The following is a 20,287-nucleotide window of genomic DNA, read 5'->3' as shown; positions in this document are numbered from 1 at the left end:
GCGACCGGCCAGGCCATGGCGGCGCAGCCGGCGGGCCACGGCCATGGCCAGCCCGAGGAGAGCATCTTCGGCCTGCACCCGGTCCGTGATATCCTCTTCGAAGGTCTCCTCCCGGCCCAGGGAGAGGGCGGGGCGCTCGGGCTCCACCGGCCGCTCGTCGAGTCCCAGGGCGTGGTCATGCATGGCCTGGCCGGCCTGGCCGAAGCGCCGGCGCAGGACCTCCACCGGTAAGCGGGCCAGATCGCCGATGGTGCGGACCCCCAGGAGGGCCAGCTCCCGTTGGGCCGTAGCGCCTACCCCCCACAGCCGGCCCACCGGCAACGGGGCGAGGAAGGCTTGCACCTGGTCCGCCGGGACGATGGTGAGTCCGTCCGGCTTTTCAAGATCGGAGGCGATCTTGGCCACCAGCTTGGTGGGGGCCACCCCGGCCGAGACGGTGAGGCCCAGCTCGGCGCGCACCCGGGCCTTGATCCGGGCCGCGATCGCCGCGGCCGGCCCAAAGAGGGTCTGGCTGGCCGTGACATCCAGGAAGGCCTCGTCCAGCGACAACGGCTCCACCAAGGGGGTGTGGTCGAGAAAGATCGCCAGGATCGATGCCGAGACCTGCCGGTAGCGGCCCATGCGCACCGGCAGGAAGCTGCCGTGCGGGCAGAGCTGCCGGGCCCGGGCCATGGGCTGCGCCGAATGGACGCCCAAGGCGCGGGCCTCGTAGGAAGCAGCCGCGACCACCGAGCGGCTGCCACTGCCCCCCACGATCACCGGCCGACCAGCCAGCTCCGGTCGGTCCAAGACCTCGACGGAGGCATAGAAGGCGTCCATGTCCAGATGCAGGATGGTCCGGTCCTTCATGACCTCACCGAGTGGAGCATCCCGGGGCCAAAACGCAACAAGCGGGGCTGCCTTCAGGGCAGCCCCGCTTGTCATCTCCCTCCAAGACTCGACGATCAGGTGCCGCCGTGGCAGCCCTTGCAGTCCACCGGGGCGTTCTTGCCGGCTTCCTTCTCCTTCTTGTGGCAGCCCTTGCAGTTCTCATGGGCGGCCTTCTGGAAGCTGTTGAGCTTCTCGTTGGCCATGGTGTCGTTGTGGCAGGACTCGCACTTGGCGGCCTTGGCGCCCGTGTCGTCTGCCACCGCCTTGCCGTCAGCGCCCTTGCTGTGATGGCACTCGCCACACTTGTAGGCCGTCGAGTGCTTCTTGTGATTGAACTCGGCCGGCTTCTTGGCGGCAGCGGTCTTGAGGGTCATCTGATCCGCCGGGGCAGCCGCCACGGTCATACCAGCGACGGCCAGGCTCAGGGCGAAGGCCAGGGCAGTGCCCACAAGAATGCTCTTCTTCATCGTCGATCTCCCCCTTTTGGCTCGAAGGTTGATGAATCGCGGTTCAGTTTCTGGCAACCGCGGCCACAATAATACCGCCGGCCGGCCTTTTGTCAAGCGCCTGCTGCCGTTCAGCCGCCGGCGTAGCTGTGCAGGCCGGACAGGAGGTAGTTGACCCCGTAATACGTGAAAACGACCGACAAGAAGCCGATGATGGCAATCCAGGCGATGCGCTTGCCGCCCCAGCCCCGGACGAAGCGAGCGTGCAGGGCCACCGCGTATACGAACCAGGTGATGAGCGACCAGGTCTCCTTGGGGTCCCAGCTCCAGTATGTGCCCCAGGCGGAGTTCGCCCAGATGGCACCGGTGATGATGCCGGCCGACAGCCAGAGAAAGCCGAAGATGATGCTCTTGTGGGTGACGTCGTCGATGACCCGAAGGTCCGGCAGGCTGTCGAGAAGCCCGGTGGGAGCGCCTTTGGGCTTGGCGGGACGGGCGGCCTTGAGGAGATACATGACCCCCAGCCCGCAGGCGACCGCAAAGGCGGCGTAGCCCACGAAGCAGGTCATGACGTGGGCGATGAGCCAGTTGCTCTGCAGGGCCGGCACCAGAGGAGCGATCTCGCTGGAGGTGAGACTGGCCAGGGCCATGGCCAGGAAGGCGAAGGGTACCGCGAAGGAGCCGATAATCCGGTTCTTGAACCGCCATTCCAGGTACAGATAGAAGATGGCGATACACCAGGCGAAAAAGACCAGCGACTCGTACATGTTGGACAGGGGGGCATGGCCGAAGCCCATCTGGTACGACTCTTGCCAGCGCAAAATGATCCCGGCGGTCTGCACCAGAAAGCCCAGACCGGTGGCCAGGGAGGCCACCAGGCCCAGGGAGTTGGCCCGGAAGATGAAAATGGCCAGGTAGAAGACCGAGGCCAGAAGATAGATGAAGGTGGTGAGGCCCAGGAGCTGCGAGCTGTTCATGGTCGGTCCTTGTCGGTCAACGGCCGCGGTCGGCCAGGGAGGGCGGCAGATCAGGCCTCGTGGTCCGGGTTGGCGGCGGCTGGACCGCCCTGATCCTGGCCACTGAGGTGCGCCACCAGTGTATCAAAATCGCGCTCGAAGCCAATCCGGTTCTTGTTGGCGTTGCCGGCAGCCAGGATCCATGAGCCGTCCCCTTCCGGTCGCACCAGCACCCAGACCCGGCGGTGGGACATGAAGAAGGCGACGTAGATGCCCACCAGCATCAGGATGCAGCCGGTGTAGACATACCAGACCCCCGGATCCTTGGCCACCTGCAGACCGGTGGCAAAGCGCTGCCGGACATACGAGATCTGGTAGCTGCCCTTGGCGGTGGCAAGAAGCCGGGGGCCGCCCTGGCTGAGCCAGAAGGTCTGGGGCTCGCCCTGGCCGTCCGAAAACCAGATCTTGAGGTTGGAGGTGGTAGGGCCTGAGCCGGCGGTGTTGAGAAGCCCCACCACGACCCCCTCCTCGGCCCAGCTCTCCTGCTGGCGGGGCTCCAGGTCCAGGCTCTTCTGGGCACCGGTCCTGGTATTGACCAGCTGCATCCGGTATTCCGGCAGACCCTGGTAGCTGGCCTGGTAGAAGGTCAGTCCACCGTAGTCCAGGGGATCGTTGACCACGATGGACTTGCGCAGCTTCTCCTGGCCGTCTTCGATCACGATGAGGTCCGAGCGGAATTCCTTGGGGGCGCCGGTGGGATAGAGGTCCAGGGTGAACTTGTCCAGGTGCACCTGGAAGCCCAGGGGCACAGCCGCATTGTCGCCGCTGGACTTGAAGACCCGGTCGCTGTAGGCCCCCTCGGCGATGAGCACGCTGGCCTTGTAGCCGAGCAGGGAGCCGATGATGGCCCCCACGAAGATGATGAGGATGCTGCTGTGGACCACGTAGACCCCCAGGCGGGTCATCCGGCCTTTCTGGGCGAAGAACAGCCGTCCGTCCCCGCCCGCGGCTCCTTCCTGCTGGGGCCGCCAGCCGGCAGCGGTCATGGCCTCCTGCACGGCGGCGGCCGTGGCCATGACGCCGGTGCTGCGGCTCTGGCTCCAGTGGTGGGTGGAGCGGGCCAGCTTGGCCTCGTCGGTGTCCAGGTTGTCCTGCACCACCAGCCGCCAGACGTTGGGGATCCGGTCCAGGGAGCAGACGATGAGGTTCATGCTGAACAGGCCCAGGAGGCCGACAAACCACCAGGAGCCGTACATCTGGTCGAACTGCAGGAGCTGAAAGACCCGGGCCAGGCCAGGACCGTACTCACGGACGTAGACTCCGGGCTCCTGACCCTGGGGGATGAGGGTGCCGATCACCGAGGTGACCGCAAGGATGATAAGGAGAAACAGGGCCAGCTTGACCGAGGCAAAGAATGCCCAAACCGGGTTCTTCTCTTTCGTCATGCCAGTGGATTCCATCCGAAGGGTTAAGGGGAGAAGGAGGCTGCGGGCCGAAGGCTGGTCAGGCTTCCGGTGGCGCTGGGGCCAGCCCCCGTGGGGTGGGCGCGCTCAGGGCCAGGACGGTCCCTGGGACATCGCGGCCGGTGGCAGGGCGGCCGGAGACAACGAAGCACACGGCTTGCCGGGACAAGTCGCATCCCACCTAGCAGCGAAGGCTACCATGGGCTGAAAAAGGGTGTCAATAGGCAGACGCCGGGGCAGCGGCGGCCTGTCCGGAGGCGTTTGCGGAAAAAGCTTGCAGCCGGATCGTTGACCGGTTATACAATTCCCCTTTCTCCGCCTTCATTCCGATCATGAGGTGTTGACATGTCGCAAGTCTGCGAGATCTGTGGCAAGGGGCCGGCTACCGGCAACAACGTCAGCCACGCCAACAACAAGACCAACCGCCGCTGGATTCCCAACCTGCAGCGGGTGCGGGTGGCCAAGGACGGGGGGGCGGTGCACATGCGGGTCTGCACCCGCTGCATCCGATCCGGCGCAGTCGTCAAGCCTGCCTGACCCCCCTCCGGTTTCGTCCCCCCTTTTTTCCGCTCCGATCAGGAAAGCCGTTCCGGGCTCACCAAGGTGCGCCTGGAACGGCTCCGGTCTTTGACGCCAGGCGGTCTCCAGCTCGGCTCTATTCCCGGCGGGCCTCCAGGACTCCGTCCAGCTGGCGGAGATGGTCGAGAATCGCCCGCAGCTGGTCCAGATGGGCCACCTCCAGGGCGGCTCGCAGCACGGCCGTGCCGTCCCGGCGGGAGTTGGCGGTCAGATCCAGGATATTGGCGTCATCGGCGCTGATGGTCTGGCTGATCTGGGCCAGCATGCCCTTGCGGTTCTGGGTGAACAAGAGGATCTGGGCCCGGTAGGCGCCATGCCGCTGGCCCGGCCAGCGCACGCCGATGCGGCGGGCCGGCTCGCTGGCCAGATAGTTCGGGCAGGTGGGCTTGTGCACCGACACCCCGCGGCCGGTGGTGATGAAGCCCATGATGGCGTCCCCGGGCAGGGGCGTGCAGCAGCGGCTGATCTTCACCGGCATGTCCGCAATGCCATCGACGATCACCACCTCGCCGGTGTCGGCCCGGCTGGGGACGCCCTTGACGGGCATCTCCGCCTCCTCCTGGCGCTCCTTGCGCACCTCTGGCGGGACCAGGAGGTCGAGGATGCTGGCCACCGGCACCTTGCCCGCCGCCACGGCCCGGAAGAGGTTTTCCGGCGTGGCCTGCCCCAGCTCTTCCCGGATCATGTCCAGGTGACCGGTCTCCCGGAGCCGCTTGAGGCTCTGGCCGACCCGCCGCAGCTCCCGCTCCAGGATCTCCCGGCCCTGGTCGAGAAGACGCTCCTGCTCTTCAGCGTTGAGCCACTGGCGGATCCGAGCCCGGGCGCGGCCGGTCTTGATGAAGGCCAGCCAGTCCCGGCTCGGCTTCTGGTGGGGCGAGGTGAGGATCTCCACCCGGTCGCCGTTCTGGAGCTGGTAGCGGAGCGGCACGATACGGCCGTTCACCTTGGCACCGGTGCAGCGATGGCCCACCTCGGTATGGATGCTGTAGGCGAAGTCGATGGGTGTGCTGCCGGCCGGCAGCTCCTTGACCTCGCCGTTGGGGGTGATGACGTAGACCTCGTAGGTGTACAGCTCCTGGCGGGTGGAGTCCAGAACCTCCCGGGGGTCCGCCAGATCCTGCTGGATCTGGACCATCTGCTTGAGCCAGCGCACCACGTTGGCATCCTGGCTGCTGATGGCCTTCTTTTCCTTGTACGCCCAGTGGGCGGCGATCCCCTCCCGGGCCACCTGATCCATCTCCTCGGTGCGGATCTGGATCTCCATGAACTCGCCCCGGGGGCCGATCACCGAGGTGTGCAGAGAGCGGTAGCCGTTGGCCTTGGGCTTGCTGATGAAGTCCTTGAAGCGGGCCGGCACCATGGGCCACAGGGAGTGCACCATGCCCAGGGCGGCGTAGCATGCCTCCACCGTCGGAAAGATGATCCGGAAGGCCACCTTGTCGTAGACCTTCTCCAGAGGGATCTTCTGGACCTGGAGCTTGCGGTAGATGCTGTAGAGGTGCTTGGGCCGGCCCAGGAGCCGGAAGCCTTCCAGCTGGTGCTCCCGGAGCTTGGCATCCAGAAGGGCGAGGATCTCCTGGACGAAGATCTCCCGGTCGTGGCTGGCGCTTTCCACCCGGGCGGCCAGATCCGCATAGGCCTCCGGATGGAGGTGCCGGAAGGCCAGATCCTCCAGATCCCGCTTCACCCAGTCGATGCCCAGCCGGTAGGCGAGGGGGGCAAAAAGGTCCAGGGTTTCCCGGGCGATCTCCGGGCGGACCTCCGCCGGGTAGGCATCCAGGGTGCGCATGACATGGAGGTGGTCGGCCAGACGGATGAGGAGCACCCGGATGTCCTGGGACATGGCCACGAACATCTTGCGCACCGTCTCGGCCTGATGCTCGAGACGGTTGAAGACAGCGGTCTCCGGCATCCTGGGCAGTCCGGCCAGGAGCTGGGCCGCCTCAGGCCCCACCGCCTCCCGGGCCTCGGCCAACAGCTCCGGCCGCCGCTCCAGGAGATCATGCAAGAGGCCCGCCGCCACCGAGGCAACGTCGAGCTTCATGGCCACCAGGACCTTGGAGACCGCCAGCCCGTGATCAAGGCTGGATTCTGCGGCCAGGGGCCCCGGAATCGGCGGCAGGCGGCTGGCCCAATCCAGGGCCTGGGCGAGGGGCGTGGGGTCGGCCTGGGGGTGGTACTCCCGGAGGCGGGTGACGAGGGTGTCCAGGGCCGGCGCGGTCATTGCCGATGGCAAGGCAGGGGCACCTGGGCGGCGGCTCCCATCCGCTCCCGGACCAGGGTGGCGAGGAGGGCGGCCGCCTCGGGCAAGGGACACTCCCAGTTGGCACCGTCTGCCCGGGAGCGGATCTCCACCAGACCGTCCTTCAGGAAGCGTTTGCCCACCGCCATCCGGAAGGGCAGGCCCAGGAGGTCGGCGTCCTTGAATTTGAAGCCCGGCCGCTCGTTGCGGTCGTCGTACAACGCCTCGATGCCTGCGGCTTCGAGCTGGGCGTAGAGCTCTTCGCAAGCCGCTGCGGCCGGCTGCTGCTCCGGCGCCAGGTTGAGGAGGGCCACCTGCAGGGGCGCGATGGGGGCCGGAAAGATGATGCCGTTGGGGTCGTGGTTCTGCTCGATGGCCGCGGCGACCGTCCGGCCGATGCCGATGCCGTAGCAGCCCATGATGAACGGCCGCTCCTGGCCGTCCTGATCCAGGAAGCGGGCGGCCATGGCCTCGCTGTACCGGGTGCCCAGCATGAAGATGTGGCCCACCTCGATGCCGCGGGTGATGGCCAGCGGCCCCTGGCAGCTGGGGCAGCGATCGGCGGCGGTCACCGCCCGCAGGTCCGCCACCGCCTGGGGCGCAAAATCCCGGCCCGGGTTGACGCCGGTGAGGTGGCAGTCCTTCTCGTTGCCGCCGGTGACCGCATTGGCCACCGCCATGGCCGCCTCGTCAGCCACCAGCCGGAGCGACAGGCCCACCGGTCCCAGAAAGCCGCAGGGGGCGCCGGTGTGGCGGCTTACCGCCGCGTCATCGGCCAGGGTCACCTCGACCGCGCCCAGAAGGTTGGCCAGCTTCACCGGCTGCACCTCGTGGTCACCCCGCACCAGCACCGCCACCGGCTGGCCGTCCGCCAGGTAGACCATGGTCTTCAAGAGGCGGGCCGGCGGAATGCCCAGGAACTGACACACCTCGGCCACCGTGCGCTGGTCCGGGGTGGCCACCCGGGTGAGGATGGCAGGGGCCTCGCCGGCGCCCACCAACTCGCCGGGCGCCGATCGGGCCTTCTCCAGGTTGGCGGCGTAGGAGCAGGCCGTGCAGATGGCCAGGGTGTCCTCGCCGGTATCGGCCAGGACCATGAACTCGTGGGAAAAGGAGCCGCCGATGGTGCCGGTGTCGGCCTCCACGGCCCGGAAGCGTAGGCCGCACCGGGAGAAGATGCGGTGATACGCCTCGTGCATCCGCCAGTAGGTGGCAACGGCGCCCTCCTCGGTGGCGTCGAAGGAGTAGCCGTCCTTCATGATGAACTCCCGGCCCCGCATCAGCCCAAAGCGGGGGCGGATCTCATCCCGGAACTTGGTCTGGATCTGGTAGAGGTTGAGGGGCAGGCTCCGGTAGGAGCGGGCCTCCCGGCTCACCAGATCGGTGATCACCTCCTCGTGGGTAGGGCCCAGGCAGGCCTCCCGGTCGTGGCGATCCTTGAGGCGCAGCAGCTCCCGGCCGTATTTCTCCCAGCGGCCGGAGACCTTCCAGAGGTCAGCGGGCTGGACCATGGGCAGGAGGACCTCCTGGGCGCCGGCCCGGCCCATCTCCTGGCGGACGATGGCCTCCACCTTGCGGATGGCCGCCAGGCCCAGGGGCAGGTAGGAGTAGATGCCGGCGGTGAGCTTGCGGATGAGGCCGGCCCGCAGCATCAGCTGGTGGCTGGCCACCTCGGCGTCGGCCGGGGTCTCTTTCAGGGTCGGGATGAGGGCTTGGGTGGCTCGCATGATGCCTGTTCAGCTCTTGGGGGTTGAATCCTTGTCGGTTGCGGCCGCCTTGGCCGCCTGGTGCTCGCTTTCGATCCGGTCCAGCTCGGCCAGCAGGGTGGGCAGGAGCGCCTCCTCGGACAGCTTTTTGATCCGTTCGCCGTGGGCGAACAGGAGGCCAACCCCCTTGCCGCCGGCGACGCCGATGTCCGCCTCCCGGGCCTCGCCGGGCCCGTTGACCACGCAGCCCATCACCGCCACCCGCACCGGCGCTTCCATGGTCTGGATCCGGCTTTCCACCTCCCCGGCCAGCCGGAAGAGATCGATCTCACAACGGCCGCAGGTGGGGCAAGAGATGAGCTCCGGCCCGCGGCTGCGGATCCGGAGGCTGCGCAAGAGCTCCCAGCCCACCCGCACCTCGTCAACCGGATCCCGGGTGAGCGAGATGCGGAAGGTGTCGCCGATGCCCTCGGCCAGGAGGATGCCCAGGGCCACCGCCGACTTCACAGTGCCGGCGATGAGGCCGCCGGCCTCGGTGACCCCCAGGTGCAACGGGTGGTCGGTCCGGTCGGCGAGCAGCCGGTACGCCGCCACCGTGGTCATGGGGTCCGAGCTCTTGATGGAGATCTTGATGTCCGAAAAGCGCATCGCCTCCAGGAGGCGGATGTTGGCCAGGGCGCTCTCCACCAGGGCGGCGGCGCCGGGATGGCCGTGGCGGGCCAGGATCTCCTTGTCCAGGGAGCCGGCGTTGACCCCCACCCGGATCGGCACCTGGTGCTGGCGGGCGGCGTCCACCACCCGCTGGAGCTTGTCGCGCCCCCCCAGATTGCCGGGGTTGATGCGGATGGCCTGGGCGCCGTGCTCCATGCTCGCCACCGCCAACCGGGCGTCGAAATGGATGTCAGCGATCAAAGGGATGGGGATCTGGGCGCGGATAGCGGCGATGGCCCGGGCTGCCTCCAGGTCCGGCACCGCCACCCGGATGATCTCGCAACCGGCCCGGGCCAGGGTTTGAATCTGGGCCACGGTCCGCGTGACGTCCCGGGTGTCGGTGTTGGTCATGGACTGGACGGCGATGGGGGCATCACCCCCGATGGGGATCTGACCGATCCGGATCTGCCGGGTCTTGCGCCGAAGCGGAGTCATGGACATCTGGTCGCAGGTCAGGGGGCGGGCAAAGAGGGGTCCTGTCAAGATGGGGTTGCACTATACCGTCTCGCCCCGGATTGCGCACCCCCTCTTTTCCGGCCGGAGCGCGGCGCGACTAGTCCTTGACCGTGGCCGTGCCCGTTGGCTATGGTAGCGCAGGTGCGGTGTGGCGCTTCTGCTTCTGGACCACCTTTTTGGGAGGGAAGATCATGGGCATGCAGGATGCGATCCTCAAGGCGGTGCGCTGGGATACCCCATGGGTGAGTGGAGATGCCAGCCTCAGACAGGTGATCGCCAAGCTGGTCGACAGCCAGGGGTCATCGCTGGTGGTCAAGGAGGGGGACGTGGTCGCGGGCATCATCACGGACATGGACATCATGACCAGGCTGGCCGAGGGCGCCGACCTCGACAGCACCAGGGCGGCCAGCTTCATGACCGCCTGCGCGCTCATCGGCACCGGCAAGGTGAAAAGCCCCTGTGTCCAGCTGGACGAGGCGCAGACCGTGATGAACGCCCTCGGGGTGATGGCCACGGCCGGGGTCCACAACCTGATGGTGTCCGGCGCTGCCGGCCGGGTGGGCACGGTATCGGTGCGCGACCTCCTGCGGCTGGTCATCGCCTAGAAACGGCTGGCCGCATTCCCGGCGTCCTGGACCATGAAGCTCCTCCTGAGCCTGATCGGGCTGGTCCTGGTGCTGGAAGGCCTGCCCTGGGCAGCCTTTCCCGCGGCGATGCAGGGCTGGATGCGGCAGTTGGCCGAGGCGTCGCCGGTTGTGGTGCGGCTGGTCGGCCTGGCAGCGCTGGTGCTGGGGCTTTCCCTGTGCTACCTGGCCCAGCGCTCCGGCCTTGTTCCCTGATGGGCCGGACCCCGCTGCCGGAGCCGGAGCCGCTCCGCTACGACCTCGATGCCTACGACTATCCCCTGCCCGAGGAGGCGATTGCCCAGGCCCCGGCCCGGGAGCGGGACGCCTCCCGCCTCCTGGTGCTGCACTGCCGGGAGAATCGCACAGAGCAGCTGGTCTTCCGGCAGATAGTCGAGCGGCTGGCGCCCGGCGATCTGGTGGTGGTCAACGACACCCGGGTGTTCCCGGCCCGCCTGCTGGCCGTTACGCCCAGCGGGGGCCGCCGGGAGGTGCTGCTGCTGGGCTATCCCGCGGCACCACCACCGGCGGCGGGCGGCTGGCAGAGTACGGTGGCGCTGGCCCTGGTCCGGGGACGGCGCGGCAGCAAGCCCCAGCCGCTGAGCCTCGGTCCGGATCTGGAGGTGGTGCTGCCGGCTGCCGCCCAGAAGGGGCCGGAGGTCCAGGTGGAGCTGCGCTATCGGGGCGTTCTCGACGAACTGCTGGCCCGTTACGGGCAGATGCCGTTGCCGCCCTACATCCGCCGCAACGGGCCTGAGCAGGAAGAGGACCGGGAGCGCTACCAGACCGTCTACGCCGGCAGCCCGGGCGCGGTGGCCGCACCGACCGCCGGCCTGCATTTCAGCCCCGGGCTTCTGGCCGCCATCCGGGCCCGGGGGGTGGGCATCGCCTCCATCACCCTCCATGTCGGCTACGGCACCTTCCAGCCGGTCCGGGTGCCGGACATCCGCCAGCACGCCATCCACGCCGAGCTGGTGTCCGTCACGGCAGACACCGCGCAGGCGGTGAATGCCACCCGCAGCGCTGGCGGCCGGCTGTTCGTGGTCGGCACCACCACCGCCCGGGCCCTGGAGTTTGCCGCTGGCGCCGATGGTCGCCTCCGCCCGTGCCAGGACTGGTGCCGCCTCTACATCTATCCTGGCTATCGCTTCCGGGTAGTGGAGAATCTCATCACCAACTTCCACCTGCCCCGGTCCTCTCTGCTGTTCCTGGTCTCGGCCCTGGCCGGCCGGGAACGGATCCTGGCCGCCTACCAGGAGGCTCTGGCCGCAGGCTGGCGCTTCTTCAGCTACGGGGACGCCATGCTGATCATGCGCTGACGGCCGGGCAGGGCCGAGAAAAGGCGACGGCCGCCGTCACCAGGCTGGCGACGACGGCCGGAGGCACGACTTCAAAAGGCGGATCAGCTGGCGGTGCTGGCCGCGGCGGTCTTGCCGCTGTCAGCGGCGGGCTTGGAGACCGCGCCCTCGCTGGCCTTGCCGCTGGCGGTCTTTCCCTTGCCGTTGCCATTGCCGTTCCCCTTGCTGGCATAACCGTCGGCATACCAGCCGCCGCCCTTGAGCACGAAGGAGCTGGCCGAAACCAGCTTGCGCAGCGAGCCGGCGCAGGACGGGCAGGTGGCCAGCGGCGGATCCGCCATGGTCTGGAAGGCCTCAATGACATGGTCGCAGCTGTCGCATTGGTACTCGTAGATGGGCATGGGTACGTCTCCTCGCAAAGGGTCCAGCCACGGCTCCTCGATCAGGAGCACAGAAAGATTGTTCCGCCGGCAAAAGGCCTTGCCAAGGGGGGGCGAAAGCCGGCCATAATGTAATGAACGGGCCAGGCCCTGTCAATGGCCCGGCCGGCGTCCAACGTGGTCGTTCCTGGAGCTGTGCTGCACCATGCATCCCCCCGTCGACATCGGTCACGACAGCGCCTTCGATATCCTGCAGCTGGTCAAGCAGGGGATCGTTCTCACCGATGAAGCGGGCGTTATCCTGTTCTGCAACCGCCATATCGAGGCCATGTTCGGCTACAAGCAGGAGCGCACGCCAGGCAGCCCCTTTGGCCTCTTCTTCATGGATGAGGACGTGGAGATCCTCTGCCGCAACGTCTTCAAGATGATCGAGACTGACGGCGAGTTCTCCGGTGAGGTGCTGTTCAAGGATGTCAAAGGCGGGCCGATCTTCTGCTGGCTGACCGGCAGTCTATACCAGCGCGAGGGCGGCCGCTTCTTCATCTTCAGCATCACCAACATCACCGAGTACAAGCGGCTGGAGCGGGAGGTGCTGGAGGAGGGGCGCTTCGCCCGCATGGGCAAGATCTTTGACGAGCTGGCCCACCACATCCGTAATCCGGTGGTGGCCATTGGCGGGCTGGCCCGGGTGCTCCGGCGGCCGGACCTGGACTGTACCCGCGTCCAGCGCTACCTGGAGACCATCGAGCGGGAGACCGGGCGACTGGAGCGGATCGTGGCCCGGATCATGGAGTTCGGCCACGTGGTCGCGCCCCATTTCGCCTGGGAGCGTATCGGCTCCCTGATGCTGGCCTGGGAAGCCCTGGCCCTGGAGACCTTCGCTGGCCGGCCGATCCGCTTCCTGCCCCTGGTGCCGTCGCCGGTGGCGGCCGACACCGGCATTTACACCGACAAGAGGCTCTTGGTCAGGATTCTGATCGTGCTGCTGGAGAATGCCTGTGAGGCCCTGTTCCGTCCCGAGGATACGGTGGCGGTGACGGTGGCAGTGGAAGATGGCCAGATTCTCCTTGCCGTCCGGGACACCGGCATGGGGGTGCCCTTGGCGGACCAGGCCTATGTCTTCGATCCCTTCTTCACCAACAAGCCATCCCACATCGGCCTGGGGCTCACCATTGCGGCCAGCATCGCCCGGGAGCTTGGCGGTGGGCTCACCCTCGCCAGCCAGCCCGGCGACGGCGCCACCTTCACCTTCCGCTGCCCGGTGGAGCGGCGGCGGGCCTTCCGGGTCCGGCCCCTCTAGCCCGTCCTGGTCTCGTGCCATCCGTCATGCAGCAGATTCCCCTTGCCGCCGCAGCACCGGGCATGGTCCTGGCCCGGGCGGTCCTCGTGAGCGGAGACCGGGTGCTGTGCGGCAAGGGCACGCAGCTCACCGAGGCGATCATCGACCGGCTGCGGCATTTGGAGATCGGCTCCATCACGGTGGAGGGCCATCCCCTGGGGGTGGAGGGCGAGAAGACCCTGGAGGAGCAGCTGGCGGATCTGGACGAGCGGTTCAGCCGCGTCCAGGACATCCCGCCGCTCATGTATCTCAAGATGAAGATCCGGGAGCGGCTTATCGCCGCACAAGGTCGATGATGGACCAGGAAGAGAGTGAGGAGCGGCGCCGGTTCCGGCGGCAGCTCAAGGAGCTCAAGAACCTGCCCACCCTGCCGGGTATCGTGGCCAAGCTCACTCGTATGGCCGAGAACCCGGACACCACCACCGACCAGATGGGCCGGGTCATCGCCCAGGACCATATCCTGTCCGCCAAGCTGTTGAAGCTGGTCAACTCGGCCTTCTACGGCTTCCCCCAGCGGATCAGCTCCCTGTCCTCCGCGATCATTCTCCTGGGCTTCAACGTCATCAAGAGCCTCATCATCAGCGCCTCCATCTTCGAGCTCATGGAGCAGCACGATGTGGAGCTCTGGCAGCACTCCCTGGGCTGCGCCGTTGTGGCCAACGAGCTGGCCCGCCGCCTGCAGGTCAGCGATCCGGAGGAGGTGAGCACCGCCGCTCTCCTCCATGACCTGGGCAAGGTGGCCATGAAGCTGGAGCTGCCCGGCCCGTACCAGGAGATCGGCGCGATGGTGCGCCAGCGCCACATCCCTCGGTACCAGGCGGAGCTGGAGTGCCTGGGCCTGCAGCATGCCGAGGCTGGCGGCTGGCTGGCCAGGTTCTGGATGTTTCCGGACCGGCTCGTGGAGCCGATTCTTCTCCACCATGCCCCGGAAGAGGCAAAGATCAACCCGCAGGCCTGCGCCATCGTTCACTTCGGCGACATCCTGGTGCGTGGCCTGGGCTACGGTCACGGCGACGACGTCTGGGTGCCGCCGTTGTCCAAGAAGGCCTGGGATATCCTGCGGTTGAGCCGGGAGGACCTGGACGACCTCCTGGCCGTGGTGGAGGAGAAGCTTTGGGACGTCAAAGGCTTCAGCCTGGAGATCCAGGCGGGGATGGAGGGTCGGCCAGCCGGCGGACCGGCCAATGTCTAGGCTGCTGGTGGCCGGCTCCGGCCTCCTGGACAGCCCGGAGCGCCGGGTGCCCCTGGAGGCGCGCGGCTACCGTATCCAGGTGGCGGCCAGCCGGGCCAAGGCCATCGCGGTCATCCTGGAGGACCCGCCGGATCTTCTGGTCGCCGAGAGGGGGTTCGACGGTGGGGCGGATCGGGAGCTGATCCGGGCCGTCAAGGCCTCGATCCAGAAGGCCAACATCCCGGTCCTTCTGGTTCTCTCCGCGGAGGAGGTCATCCGGGGCCTGGACTGGAAGGCCTATCCAGTGGACGATTTTCTCACCACGCCCTTCGGCACGGAGGAGCTTCTGGCCCGCCTCTCCCTGGCCGAGGCCCGCCTGCTCCGGGTGTTCGACAACAACCCGTTGAGCAAGCTGCCGGGCAACACCTCCATCCTCCGGGCCATCCAGACCAGTCTGGAGAAGGAGACCCCGGCTGCCATCTGCTACGTGGATATCGACAACTTCAAGCCCTACAATGATCGCTACGGCTTTTCCCAGGGGGATGATGTCATCCTGATGGTGGCCCGGATCGTCGTCAATGTCCTCGATGAGCTGGTACGGGACGACAGCTTCGCCGGCCATATCGGCGGTGACGATTTCGTGCTCATCGTCCCGGAGGGCCGGGTGCGGGTGGTCTGTGAGCGGATTCTCGCCCACTTCGAGGCGGTGAAGACCATGTTCATCGCCCCGGCGGACTTGGCAGCCGGCGGCTTCGTGGGCACCGACCGCCAGGGACGGGAGACCCGCTTCGGGCTGCTGTCCCTGTCCATCGCCGCTGTTACCACCGGCGGTGGGCGCTTCAGCCATTCCGGGGAGGTGGCGGCGGCAGCCGCCGGGCTCAAGCACTACGTCAAGACCCTGGACGGCTCCAATTACGTGGTGGACCGCCGCCGCCAGTAGGGGTGGGCCCCGGTGGCCACCCGGCGCGTCGTGGGTCCGATCAGCCGCCGGTGAGTCGGGCCAGGATGGCCTGGCAGTCCAGGACTGCGCTTTCCTCGGCCAGCACCTGATGGTAGAACGGGCAGGTCAGGCAGCGGTGGTACTTGTCCAGGAAGCTGCCCTGGACCTCCTCGTCGCACAGGGTGCCTTCCAGGGCCCAGCAGGCGCGGCCGCCGTTGGTGCCGCCATGGATCCCGTCCATCCGGGTCTCCGTGGCGGCGGGACAGACCCCGAGATCCATGTTCCGCCAGCCGCCCGGCTGCCGGCCGCATTGCATGACCTCCCAACAATTCTCCTTGGCCATGGCTCACCTCGCAAGGGACTGCCGGACGCCTCCCCCCTCCCGGAACGCTGGCTCAGCCTAGCACAGCCAGCAGGGCGCCACAATCCCCGGCCGCCGGCCAGCGGCGTCAGCCCTCATCCCCGGCGGCCTCCAGCTCACTCACTTTGGCCAGGGCCGTCTCCCAGGCGGTGTACTGGCTCTTGAGCTGGGTCTCCAGCTGCCGATACTCCCGGGTCCAGGCGGCCAGGGCCTCGCTGGACCCCACCTGGCTCGCCGCCATGGCTGCTTCCATTTCAGCCTTGCGCCTTTCCAGGGCCTCGATGGCCTGCTCGGCCGCGGTGGCCTTCTGGCGCCAGGGAGCCAGAAGGCGGTTCCGCTGGTCGAGCCGGCGCACCCGATCCTGGCGCGCCGCCTTGCCGCGGCCCGGGGCCGGTTCCGCGACCGGGGGGGGCGGCGGCGCGATCGTCTGGCCCTCCAGACGGCGGCGGTAGTCGTCCAGATCGCCTTCGAACAGGGTGGCGGTACCGTCTTTGATCTGGAGCACCCGGTTGACGAAGCGGTTCAGGAAGTACCGGTTGTGGGAGACGACGATCACCGTGCCGTCATACTGCACCAGGGCCTCCTGGAGCACCTCCTGGGAGGTCATGTCCAGATGGTTGGTGGGCTCGTCCATGAGGAGAAGATTGGCCGGCGTGGCAATCATCTTGGCCAGGGCCAGCCGGCTCTTCTCGCCGCCGGACAGCACCTGCACCTTCTTGTCCACCTCGTCGCCCCGGAAGAGGAAGGCCCCCAGGAGCGACCGCTGCTCGGTGATGGTCATCTCCCGGCCGGTCTCGGCCAGGGTCTCGAGAGCGGTTCGGCCGGGGTCCAGCTCCTGGGCCTGGTGCTGGCCGAAGAAGGAGGGCACCACTCCGTAGCCCAGGCGAACCCGGCCCTGATCCGGCTTCTCCTGGCCGACAATGAGCCGCATCAGGGTGGACTTGCCCGCCCCGTTCACCCCCACCACCGCCAGCTTGTCCCCCCGTTGCAGGCTGAAGGAGACCTGCCGCAGCACCGCCTTGCCATCGTACGACTTGGCCAGCCCGACCACCTCGACCACCACCCGGCCAGAGGCCATGGACGCGGGGAAGCGGAAGCGGATCGCCTTTTCCGCCTCCTCCAGCTCGATCCGCTCCATCTTCTCCAGCTGCTTCAGCCGGCTTTGCACCTGGCTGGCCTTGGTGGAGGTGGCCCGGAAGCGCTCGACGAAGCGCATGGTCTGCTGGATCCGCTGCTGCTGGTTGGCGTAGGCCGCCTGCAGCACCTCCTGGCGGGTGGCCTTGGCGGCCACATAGGCCGAGTAGTTGCCCCGGTAACGGGTCAGCTTGCCCAGGGAGAGTTCCCAGGTCAGGTTCGTCACCCGATCGAGGAAGGCCCGATCGTGGGACACAATGACCATGGCGCTCTTGGAGGCGGCCAGGAATTCCTCCAGCCAGGTCAGGGATTCCAGATCCAGGTGGTTGGTGGGCTCATCGAGGAGCAGGACTGACGGCTGGGCCAGGAGCAGCTTCGCCAGATGCAGGCGCATCAGCCAGCCGCCGCTGAAGGTGTGGCAGGGCCGGCTGAGGTCGGTTTGCGAGAAGCCCAAGCCCGCCAGGATCTTCTCGATCCGGGAGCCCAGGCGGTAGATGTCTGCCTGGTCCAGGGCGTGCTGCAGCTCGGCCTGGCGGGCCAGCAGGGTCTCGCAGGCGGCATCCACGCTGGTCACTGCGGCCAACTGCTGGTTGATGGCCGAAAGCTCCGCCTCCTGGGCGGCGAGATCGGCGAAGACCGTTTCCGCCTCCTGGTAGAGCGTCCGTCCCGAGGGGGCAAAATCCATCTCCTGGGGCAGATAGGCGACACTGACCCCCCGCGCCCGGGTGATCGCCCGGTTGTCTGCCTCCTGGAGGCCGGCCAGGAGGCGGAGCAGGGTGGACTTGCCGGCGCCGTTCACCCCCACCAGACCGATCCGGTCCTCGGGGTTGATGCGGGCGTCGACCTGAGCGAAAAGGATCTTTTTGCCGTGCTGAACAGTCAGATTCTGGATGAAGATCATGGCAATGTCATGAACAGGGTCGTCCCGGGCGGCGGTGCCCCACGGAGGCCCCCAGGGCGTCGTGCGAGATGGCGCGCATCGGTCCTGGCGCAGGATGGAACTGGAGCCTTGCTTTCCGGATGCCGATGCCGTAAAGTGGCGACGATGTCGGTTGCGGCCTCCCCTGGAAGGGTTTGTCATCCATGGGAGGTCTTCTGTTTGGTGCGCGTCGCCGCTCTTTACACCAGCGGCTGCCGTGCGTAAAGGCCCCCCTGGGTACAGGGGGAGCAGGACAGGGAGAATCGAATCCGATGCAGCGTATCCCCATGTCCCGGGCCGGCCACACCCGGCTCCGGGAGGAGCTGAGCCGTCTGGAGCGGGTGGAGCGACCCGATGTCATCAAGGCCATTGCCGTGGCCCGGGGCCATGGCGATCTGAGCGAGAACGCCGAGTACCATGCGGCCAAGGAGCGGCAGGGCCTCCTGGAAGGCCGGATCATGGAGCTCAAGGACAAGCTGGGCCGGGCGGAGATCATCGACTGCACCACCGTCGACTGCTCCCGGGCCGTGTTCGGTACCCGGGTTACCCTCCTGGATCTTGATTCGGAGGTGGAGGTGACCTATCAGCTCCTGGGCCCCGAGGAGGCGGATGTGAAGAACGGCAGCATCTCGGTGCTGTCGCCCATCGGCCGGGCGATCATCGGCAGGCAGGTGGGCGACGAGGTCACGGTCCAGACGCCGGGGGGCATCCGGCAGTTCGAGCTGCTGGAGATCGGGGCGCCCGAGGAGAGTTGATCCCCGGCCAGGGACAGCGGGCAACAAAAAAAGGGGCCACACGGCCCCTTTTTTTGTTGCCCGCAGGAGACGTTACAGGGTGAGCCAGGACTCGGAGAAGACCGCCTGGCCGGAGAGCACCCGGTAGGTCTTGTAGTGCTCCAAGAGGGAGCCGGACAGGGCCGACGGGTCCGGCTCGCTGCCATCCATCATCCCGTGCACCAGGGCCACCAGCTCCGGCCGCTTGCCGCCGGCGATGGCCATGAGCTCCTGGTCGTAGCTGTTGACGATGGCGGTGGCCAGACCGTACTTCATGAGCATGATGAGGTAGGTCCGGTCCAGGTACTTGCGGAGGTGGTCCGGCACGCCGTTGGAGACGTTGGACAGCCCCACCGTGGACTTGGCGCCCGGCGCGATGTCCTGCAGCATGTTCAGGAACTCCAGGCCGGAGTTGATCTGGTCCGGGCCCAGGGTGATGGGGGTGGCGATGGGGTCGAAGAGGATCTTCTCATTGGCAATGCCGGCGCCATTGAGCGCCATGAGCAGATCCACGGCCATGGCCGCCCGCTCGTTGGAGTCCCGGGGCATGCCGTCCGGCCCCCAGAGCAGGGCGATGACGTTGCAGCCGGCGCTGGCCGCGACCGGAATGAGCTTCTCCATCCGTTCCGGCTGGGCGGAGATGGAGTTCATGATGGCATCGGCCCTGTTGGCCACCACCCCGAAGCCGGCGGCCATGGCATCGGTGTTGGTGGTGTCCAGGCACAAAGGGGTCTGGGTCACAGCCTGCACCGTCTGCACCACCCAGGGCAGAAGCTCGGTGCCGTCCTTCCTGGCAGGGCCGATGTTGAGATCCAGGTAGCTGGCCCCGGCAGCGCTCTCCTCCCGGGCCATCTCCTGGATGGGGCCGGCCTCTCGCGCCTTCATGGCGGTGCCGCTGCGCTTGCCCATGATGTTGATGCTCTCGGCAATGGCGAAAACCGTGCTCATGCTTTGTTCTCCTTCGTCGTGGTGCCGGATGGCGATGGCTCTTCGTCGGTGGCGGGGCTGCCTGTGGTGCCTCCGCGCGGCGGCAGCGGCCCTGTCTTCATGGTCAGGATGGAGTCGCCGTTAGATAGCCTCAATCGGGGGGGGTTGTCAACCAGCAAAACGCGGGGCAGGGGCGGGAGCGACCGATGGCAGGCCTTACAGGAAGATCCGGTAGCTGCATCGAAAGACGGCAGCAAGCTTCCTGGCAGTGGTCTTGCCGATGGGCCTCTTCCCGTGCTCCATTTCCGAGATGTGGCTCTGGGGAATCCCCGTCAACGCCGAAAGCTGTTTCTGTGTAAGTCCTTCTTTATACCTGGAGCCACGCAGGATAGAGCCTGGGAGATTGTCTCGATACTCCGGGAAGGCCTCTCGCCAGGGAACAGTATCCGAGGTATCCTCGATGCCGATCTCTTGCGCCATCTGCCGCAGCCTGGAAATAGCAGCAGCGCTGCCACGGAACTTGGCCTCGATCGCAGGCTCAATACGGAGCTTTTTCGTGTGTTCCAGCATAGACAACCTCCACGAGCCTGGCCTCGTCTTCTTTCTCCTCCCACACGGCAACATATGTCGGCCGCCCCTTCTTGATGTGGCAGTGGTGCTTGCTATTCGACAGGCGGGAGTAGTTGGGCCAATCGCCACGTACGGGACCGTTGCTCTCGATGTCCGCCAGGAGGCGAAGAAGTCGCACCCGAACGGCATCCGGCAGCCTTGCCGCCTGACTCCTGGCCGTCCGTGACAGAGTGACGTTCCAGGCCATGCGCATGGTATTCCGTTTTTTGGGATATGGTCAAGGGTTGGAAAGTGACCTGGATATTCGATAACCGGGTAGCGCGACGAGCCGGTAGGGAGGACATGCAGCCCTTGCAGTGCCGGGACTGGTGGGAGGTGTGCCTCTGTCCGGGAGCGGAGGCTGGTTGGGAAGGGGCGGGAGGT

The 20,287-nt window shown here is 67.1% G+C and carries 21 protein-coding genes; 9 read left to right on the top strand and 12 right to left on the bottom strand.

The annotated features are described in order from the left end of the window. From dinB to AB1634_11675, 4 genes are all read right to left on the bottom strand, one after another. Positions 1-849, bottom strand: an 849-nt coding sequence (gene dinB / locus AB1634_11690; GenBank protein MEW6220179.1) for a DNA polymerase IV, incomplete at its 3' end; no start/stop codon positions are given. Positions 850-944: 95 nt separating this feature from the next. Beyond that, positions 945-1,337 carry a cytochrome c3 family protein gene (locus AB1634_11685; protein MEW6220178.1) on the bottom strand — a complete coding sequence of 131 codons (393 nt, stop codon included), beginning with the start codon at positions 1,335-1,337 and terminating at the stop codon, positions 945-947. 110 nt (positions 1,338-1,447) lie between these two features. Beyond that, positions 1,448-2,293: a c-type cytochrome biogenesis protein CcsB gene (gene ccsB, locus AB1634_11680; protein ID MEW6220177.1), complete on the bottom strand. Its 846-nt coding sequence runs from the start codon at positions 2,291-2,293 to the stop codon at positions 1,448-1,450. Between the two features lie 50 nt (positions 2,294-2,343). Next, positions 2,344-3,717 carry a cytochrome c biogenesis protein ResB gene (locus AB1634_11675; protein ID MEW6220176.1) on the bottom strand — a complete coding sequence of 458 codons (1,374 nt, stop codon included), beginning with the start codon at positions 3,715-3,717 and terminating at the stop codon, positions 2,344-2,346. Positions 3,718-4,080: 363 nt separating this feature from the next. Between AB1634_11675 and rpmB the strand changes: the two genes are divergently transcribed. Beyond that, entirely contained in the window at positions 4,081-4,272 is a 192-nt protein-coding gene (rpmB, locus tag AB1634_11670; protein MEW6220175.1) for a 50S ribosomal protein L28, read from the top strand. 118 nt (positions 4,273-4,390) lie between these two features. On the opposite strand, the gene AB1634_11665 is transcribed toward rpmB, so the two are convergent. The 3 genes from AB1634_11665 to ispG are packed head-to-tail and all read right to left on the bottom strand — an operon-like array spanning position 4,391 to position 9,408. Further along, positions 4,391-6,550: a bifunctional (p)ppGpp synthetase/guanosine-3',5'-bis(diphosphate) 3'-pyrophosphohydrolase gene (locus AB1634_11665; GenBank protein MEW6220174.1), complete on the bottom strand. Its 2,160-nt coding sequence runs from the start codon at positions 6,548-6,550 to the stop codon at positions 4,391-4,393. Further along, the gene (locus AB1634_11660) at positions 6,535-8,283 is read right to left on the bottom strand and encodes a proline--tRNA ligase (protein MEW6220173.1); all 1,749 of its coding nucleotides are present in this window, start codon (positions 8,281-8,283) and stop codon (positions 6,535-6,537) included. Before AB1634_11660 ends, AB1634_11665 begins: the two co-directional genes overlap by 16 nt. A 9-nt stretch (positions 8,284-8,292) precedes the next feature. Continuing rightward, on the bottom strand, positions 8,293-9,408 hold the full coding sequence (gene ispG / locus AB1634_11655) for a flavodoxin-dependent (E)-4-hydroxy-3-methylbut-2-enyl-diphosphate synthase (GenBank protein MEW6220172.1): 1,116 nt from the start codon (positions 9,406-9,408) through the stop codon (positions 8,293-8,295). 212 nt (positions 9,409-9,620) lie between these two features. Between ispG and AB1634_11650 the strand changes: the two genes are divergently transcribed. The 3 genes from AB1634_11650 to queA are packed head-to-tail and all read left to right on the top strand — an operon-like array spanning position 9,621 to position 11,371. Then, entirely contained in the window at positions 9,621-10,034 is a 414-nt protein-coding gene (locus tag AB1634_11650) for a CBS domain-containing protein (protein MEW6220171.1), read from the top strand. A 33-nt stretch (positions 10,035-10,067) separates the two neighbouring features. Beyond that, entirely contained in the window at positions 10,068-10,268 is a 201-nt protein-coding gene (locus tag AB1634_11645) for a DUF2065 domain-containing protein (GenBank protein MEW6220170.1), read from the top strand. Beyond that, a complete protein-coding gene (queA, locus tag AB1634_11640) occupies positions 10,268-11,371 on the top strand; it encodes a tRNA preQ1(34) S-adenosylmethionine ribosyltransferase-isomerase QueA (protein MEW6220169.1) in 1,104 nt (367 codons plus the stop codon). Before AB1634_11645 ends, queA begins: the two co-directional genes overlap by 1 nt. 83 nt (positions 11,372-11,454) lie before the next feature. Here the strand turns inward: queA and AB1634_11635 are convergent, their stop codons facing one another. After that, complete coding sequence (locus AB1634_11635; protein ID MEW6220168.1) at positions 11,455-11,751, bottom strand: zinc ribbon domain-containing protein; 297 nt, start codon at positions 11,749-11,751, stop codon at positions 11,455-11,457. A 184-nt stretch (positions 11,752-11,935) separates the two neighbouring features. Between AB1634_11635 and AB1634_11630 the strand changes: the two genes are divergently transcribed. The 4 genes from AB1634_11630 to AB1634_11615 are packed head-to-tail and all read left to right on the top strand — an operon-like array spanning position 11,936 to position 15,180. Then, positions 11,936-13,030, top strand: a complete 1,095-nt coding sequence (locus AB1634_11630; GenBank protein MEW6220167.1) for a PAS domain-containing sensor histidine kinase — start codon at positions 11,936-11,938, stop codon at positions 13,028-13,030. 26 nt (positions 13,031-13,056) lie between these two features. Next, a complete protein-coding gene (locus AB1634_11625) occupies positions 13,057-13,365 on the top strand; it encodes a hypothetical protein (protein ID MEW6220166.1) in 309 nt (102 codons plus the stop codon). Beyond that, positions 13,362-14,261 carry an HDOD domain-containing protein gene (locus tag AB1634_11620; GenBank protein ID MEW6220165.1) on the top strand — a complete coding sequence of 300 codons (900 nt, stop codon included), beginning with the start codon at positions 13,362-13,364 and terminating at the stop codon, positions 14,259-14,261. The genes AB1634_11625 and AB1634_11620 overlap by 4 nt, the downstream gene beginning before the upstream one ends. After that, on the top strand, positions 14,254-15,180 hold the full coding sequence (locus AB1634_11615) for a diguanylate cyclase (GenBank protein ID MEW6220164.1): 927 nt from the start codon (positions 14,254-14,256) through the stop codon (positions 15,178-15,180). The genes AB1634_11620 and AB1634_11615 overlap by 8 nt, the downstream gene beginning before the upstream one ends. Positions 15,181-15,220: 40 nt before the next feature. Here AB1634_11615 and AB1634_11610 read toward each other — a convergent pair whose 3' ends face one another. Beyond that, positions 15,221-15,523 (bottom strand): two-CW domain-containing protein, encoded by a 303-nt coding sequence (locus AB1634_11610; GenBank protein MEW6220163.1) that lies wholly within the window; start codon positions 15,521-15,523, stop codon positions 15,221-15,223. Positions 15,524-15,629: 106 nt separating this feature from the next. Continuing rightward, positions 15,630-17,576, bottom strand: a complete 1,947-nt coding sequence (locus tag AB1634_11605; protein ID MEW6220162.1) for an ABC-F family ATP-binding cassette domain-containing protein — start codon at positions 17,574-17,576, stop codon at positions 15,630-15,632. Between the two features lie 290 nt (positions 17,577-17,866). Between AB1634_11605 and greA the strand changes: the two genes are divergently transcribed. Then, positions 17,867-18,349 carry a transcription elongation factor GreA gene (greA, locus tag AB1634_11600; protein ID MEW6220161.1) on the top strand — a complete coding sequence of 161 codons (483 nt, stop codon included), beginning with the start codon at positions 17,867-17,869 and terminating at the stop codon, positions 18,347-18,349. Positions 18,350-18,421: 72 nt separating this feature from the next. On the opposite strand, the gene AB1634_11595 is transcribed toward greA, so the two are convergent. Beyond that, positions 18,422-19,315: a dihydropteroate synthase gene (locus AB1634_11595; GenBank protein ID MEW6220160.1), complete on the bottom strand. Its 894-nt coding sequence runs from the start codon at positions 19,313-19,315 to the stop codon at positions 18,422-18,424. 195 nt (positions 19,316-19,510) lie between these two features. Next, the gene (locus tag AB1634_11590; GenBank protein MEW6220159.1) at positions 19,511-19,864 is read right to left on the bottom strand and encodes a helix-turn-helix transcriptional regulator; all 354 of its coding nucleotides are present in this window, start codon (positions 19,862-19,864) and stop codon (positions 19,511-19,513) included. Positions 19,865-20,287: the final 423 nt, after the last annotated feature.

It is taken from the genome of Thermodesulfobacteriota bacterium (genome assembly GCA_040755095.1).
Lineage (GTDB): Bacteria > Desulfobacterota > Desulfobulbia > Desulfobulbales > JBFMBH01 > JBFMBH01.
This window is presented reverse-complemented; position numbering and strand designations above follow the sequence as displayed.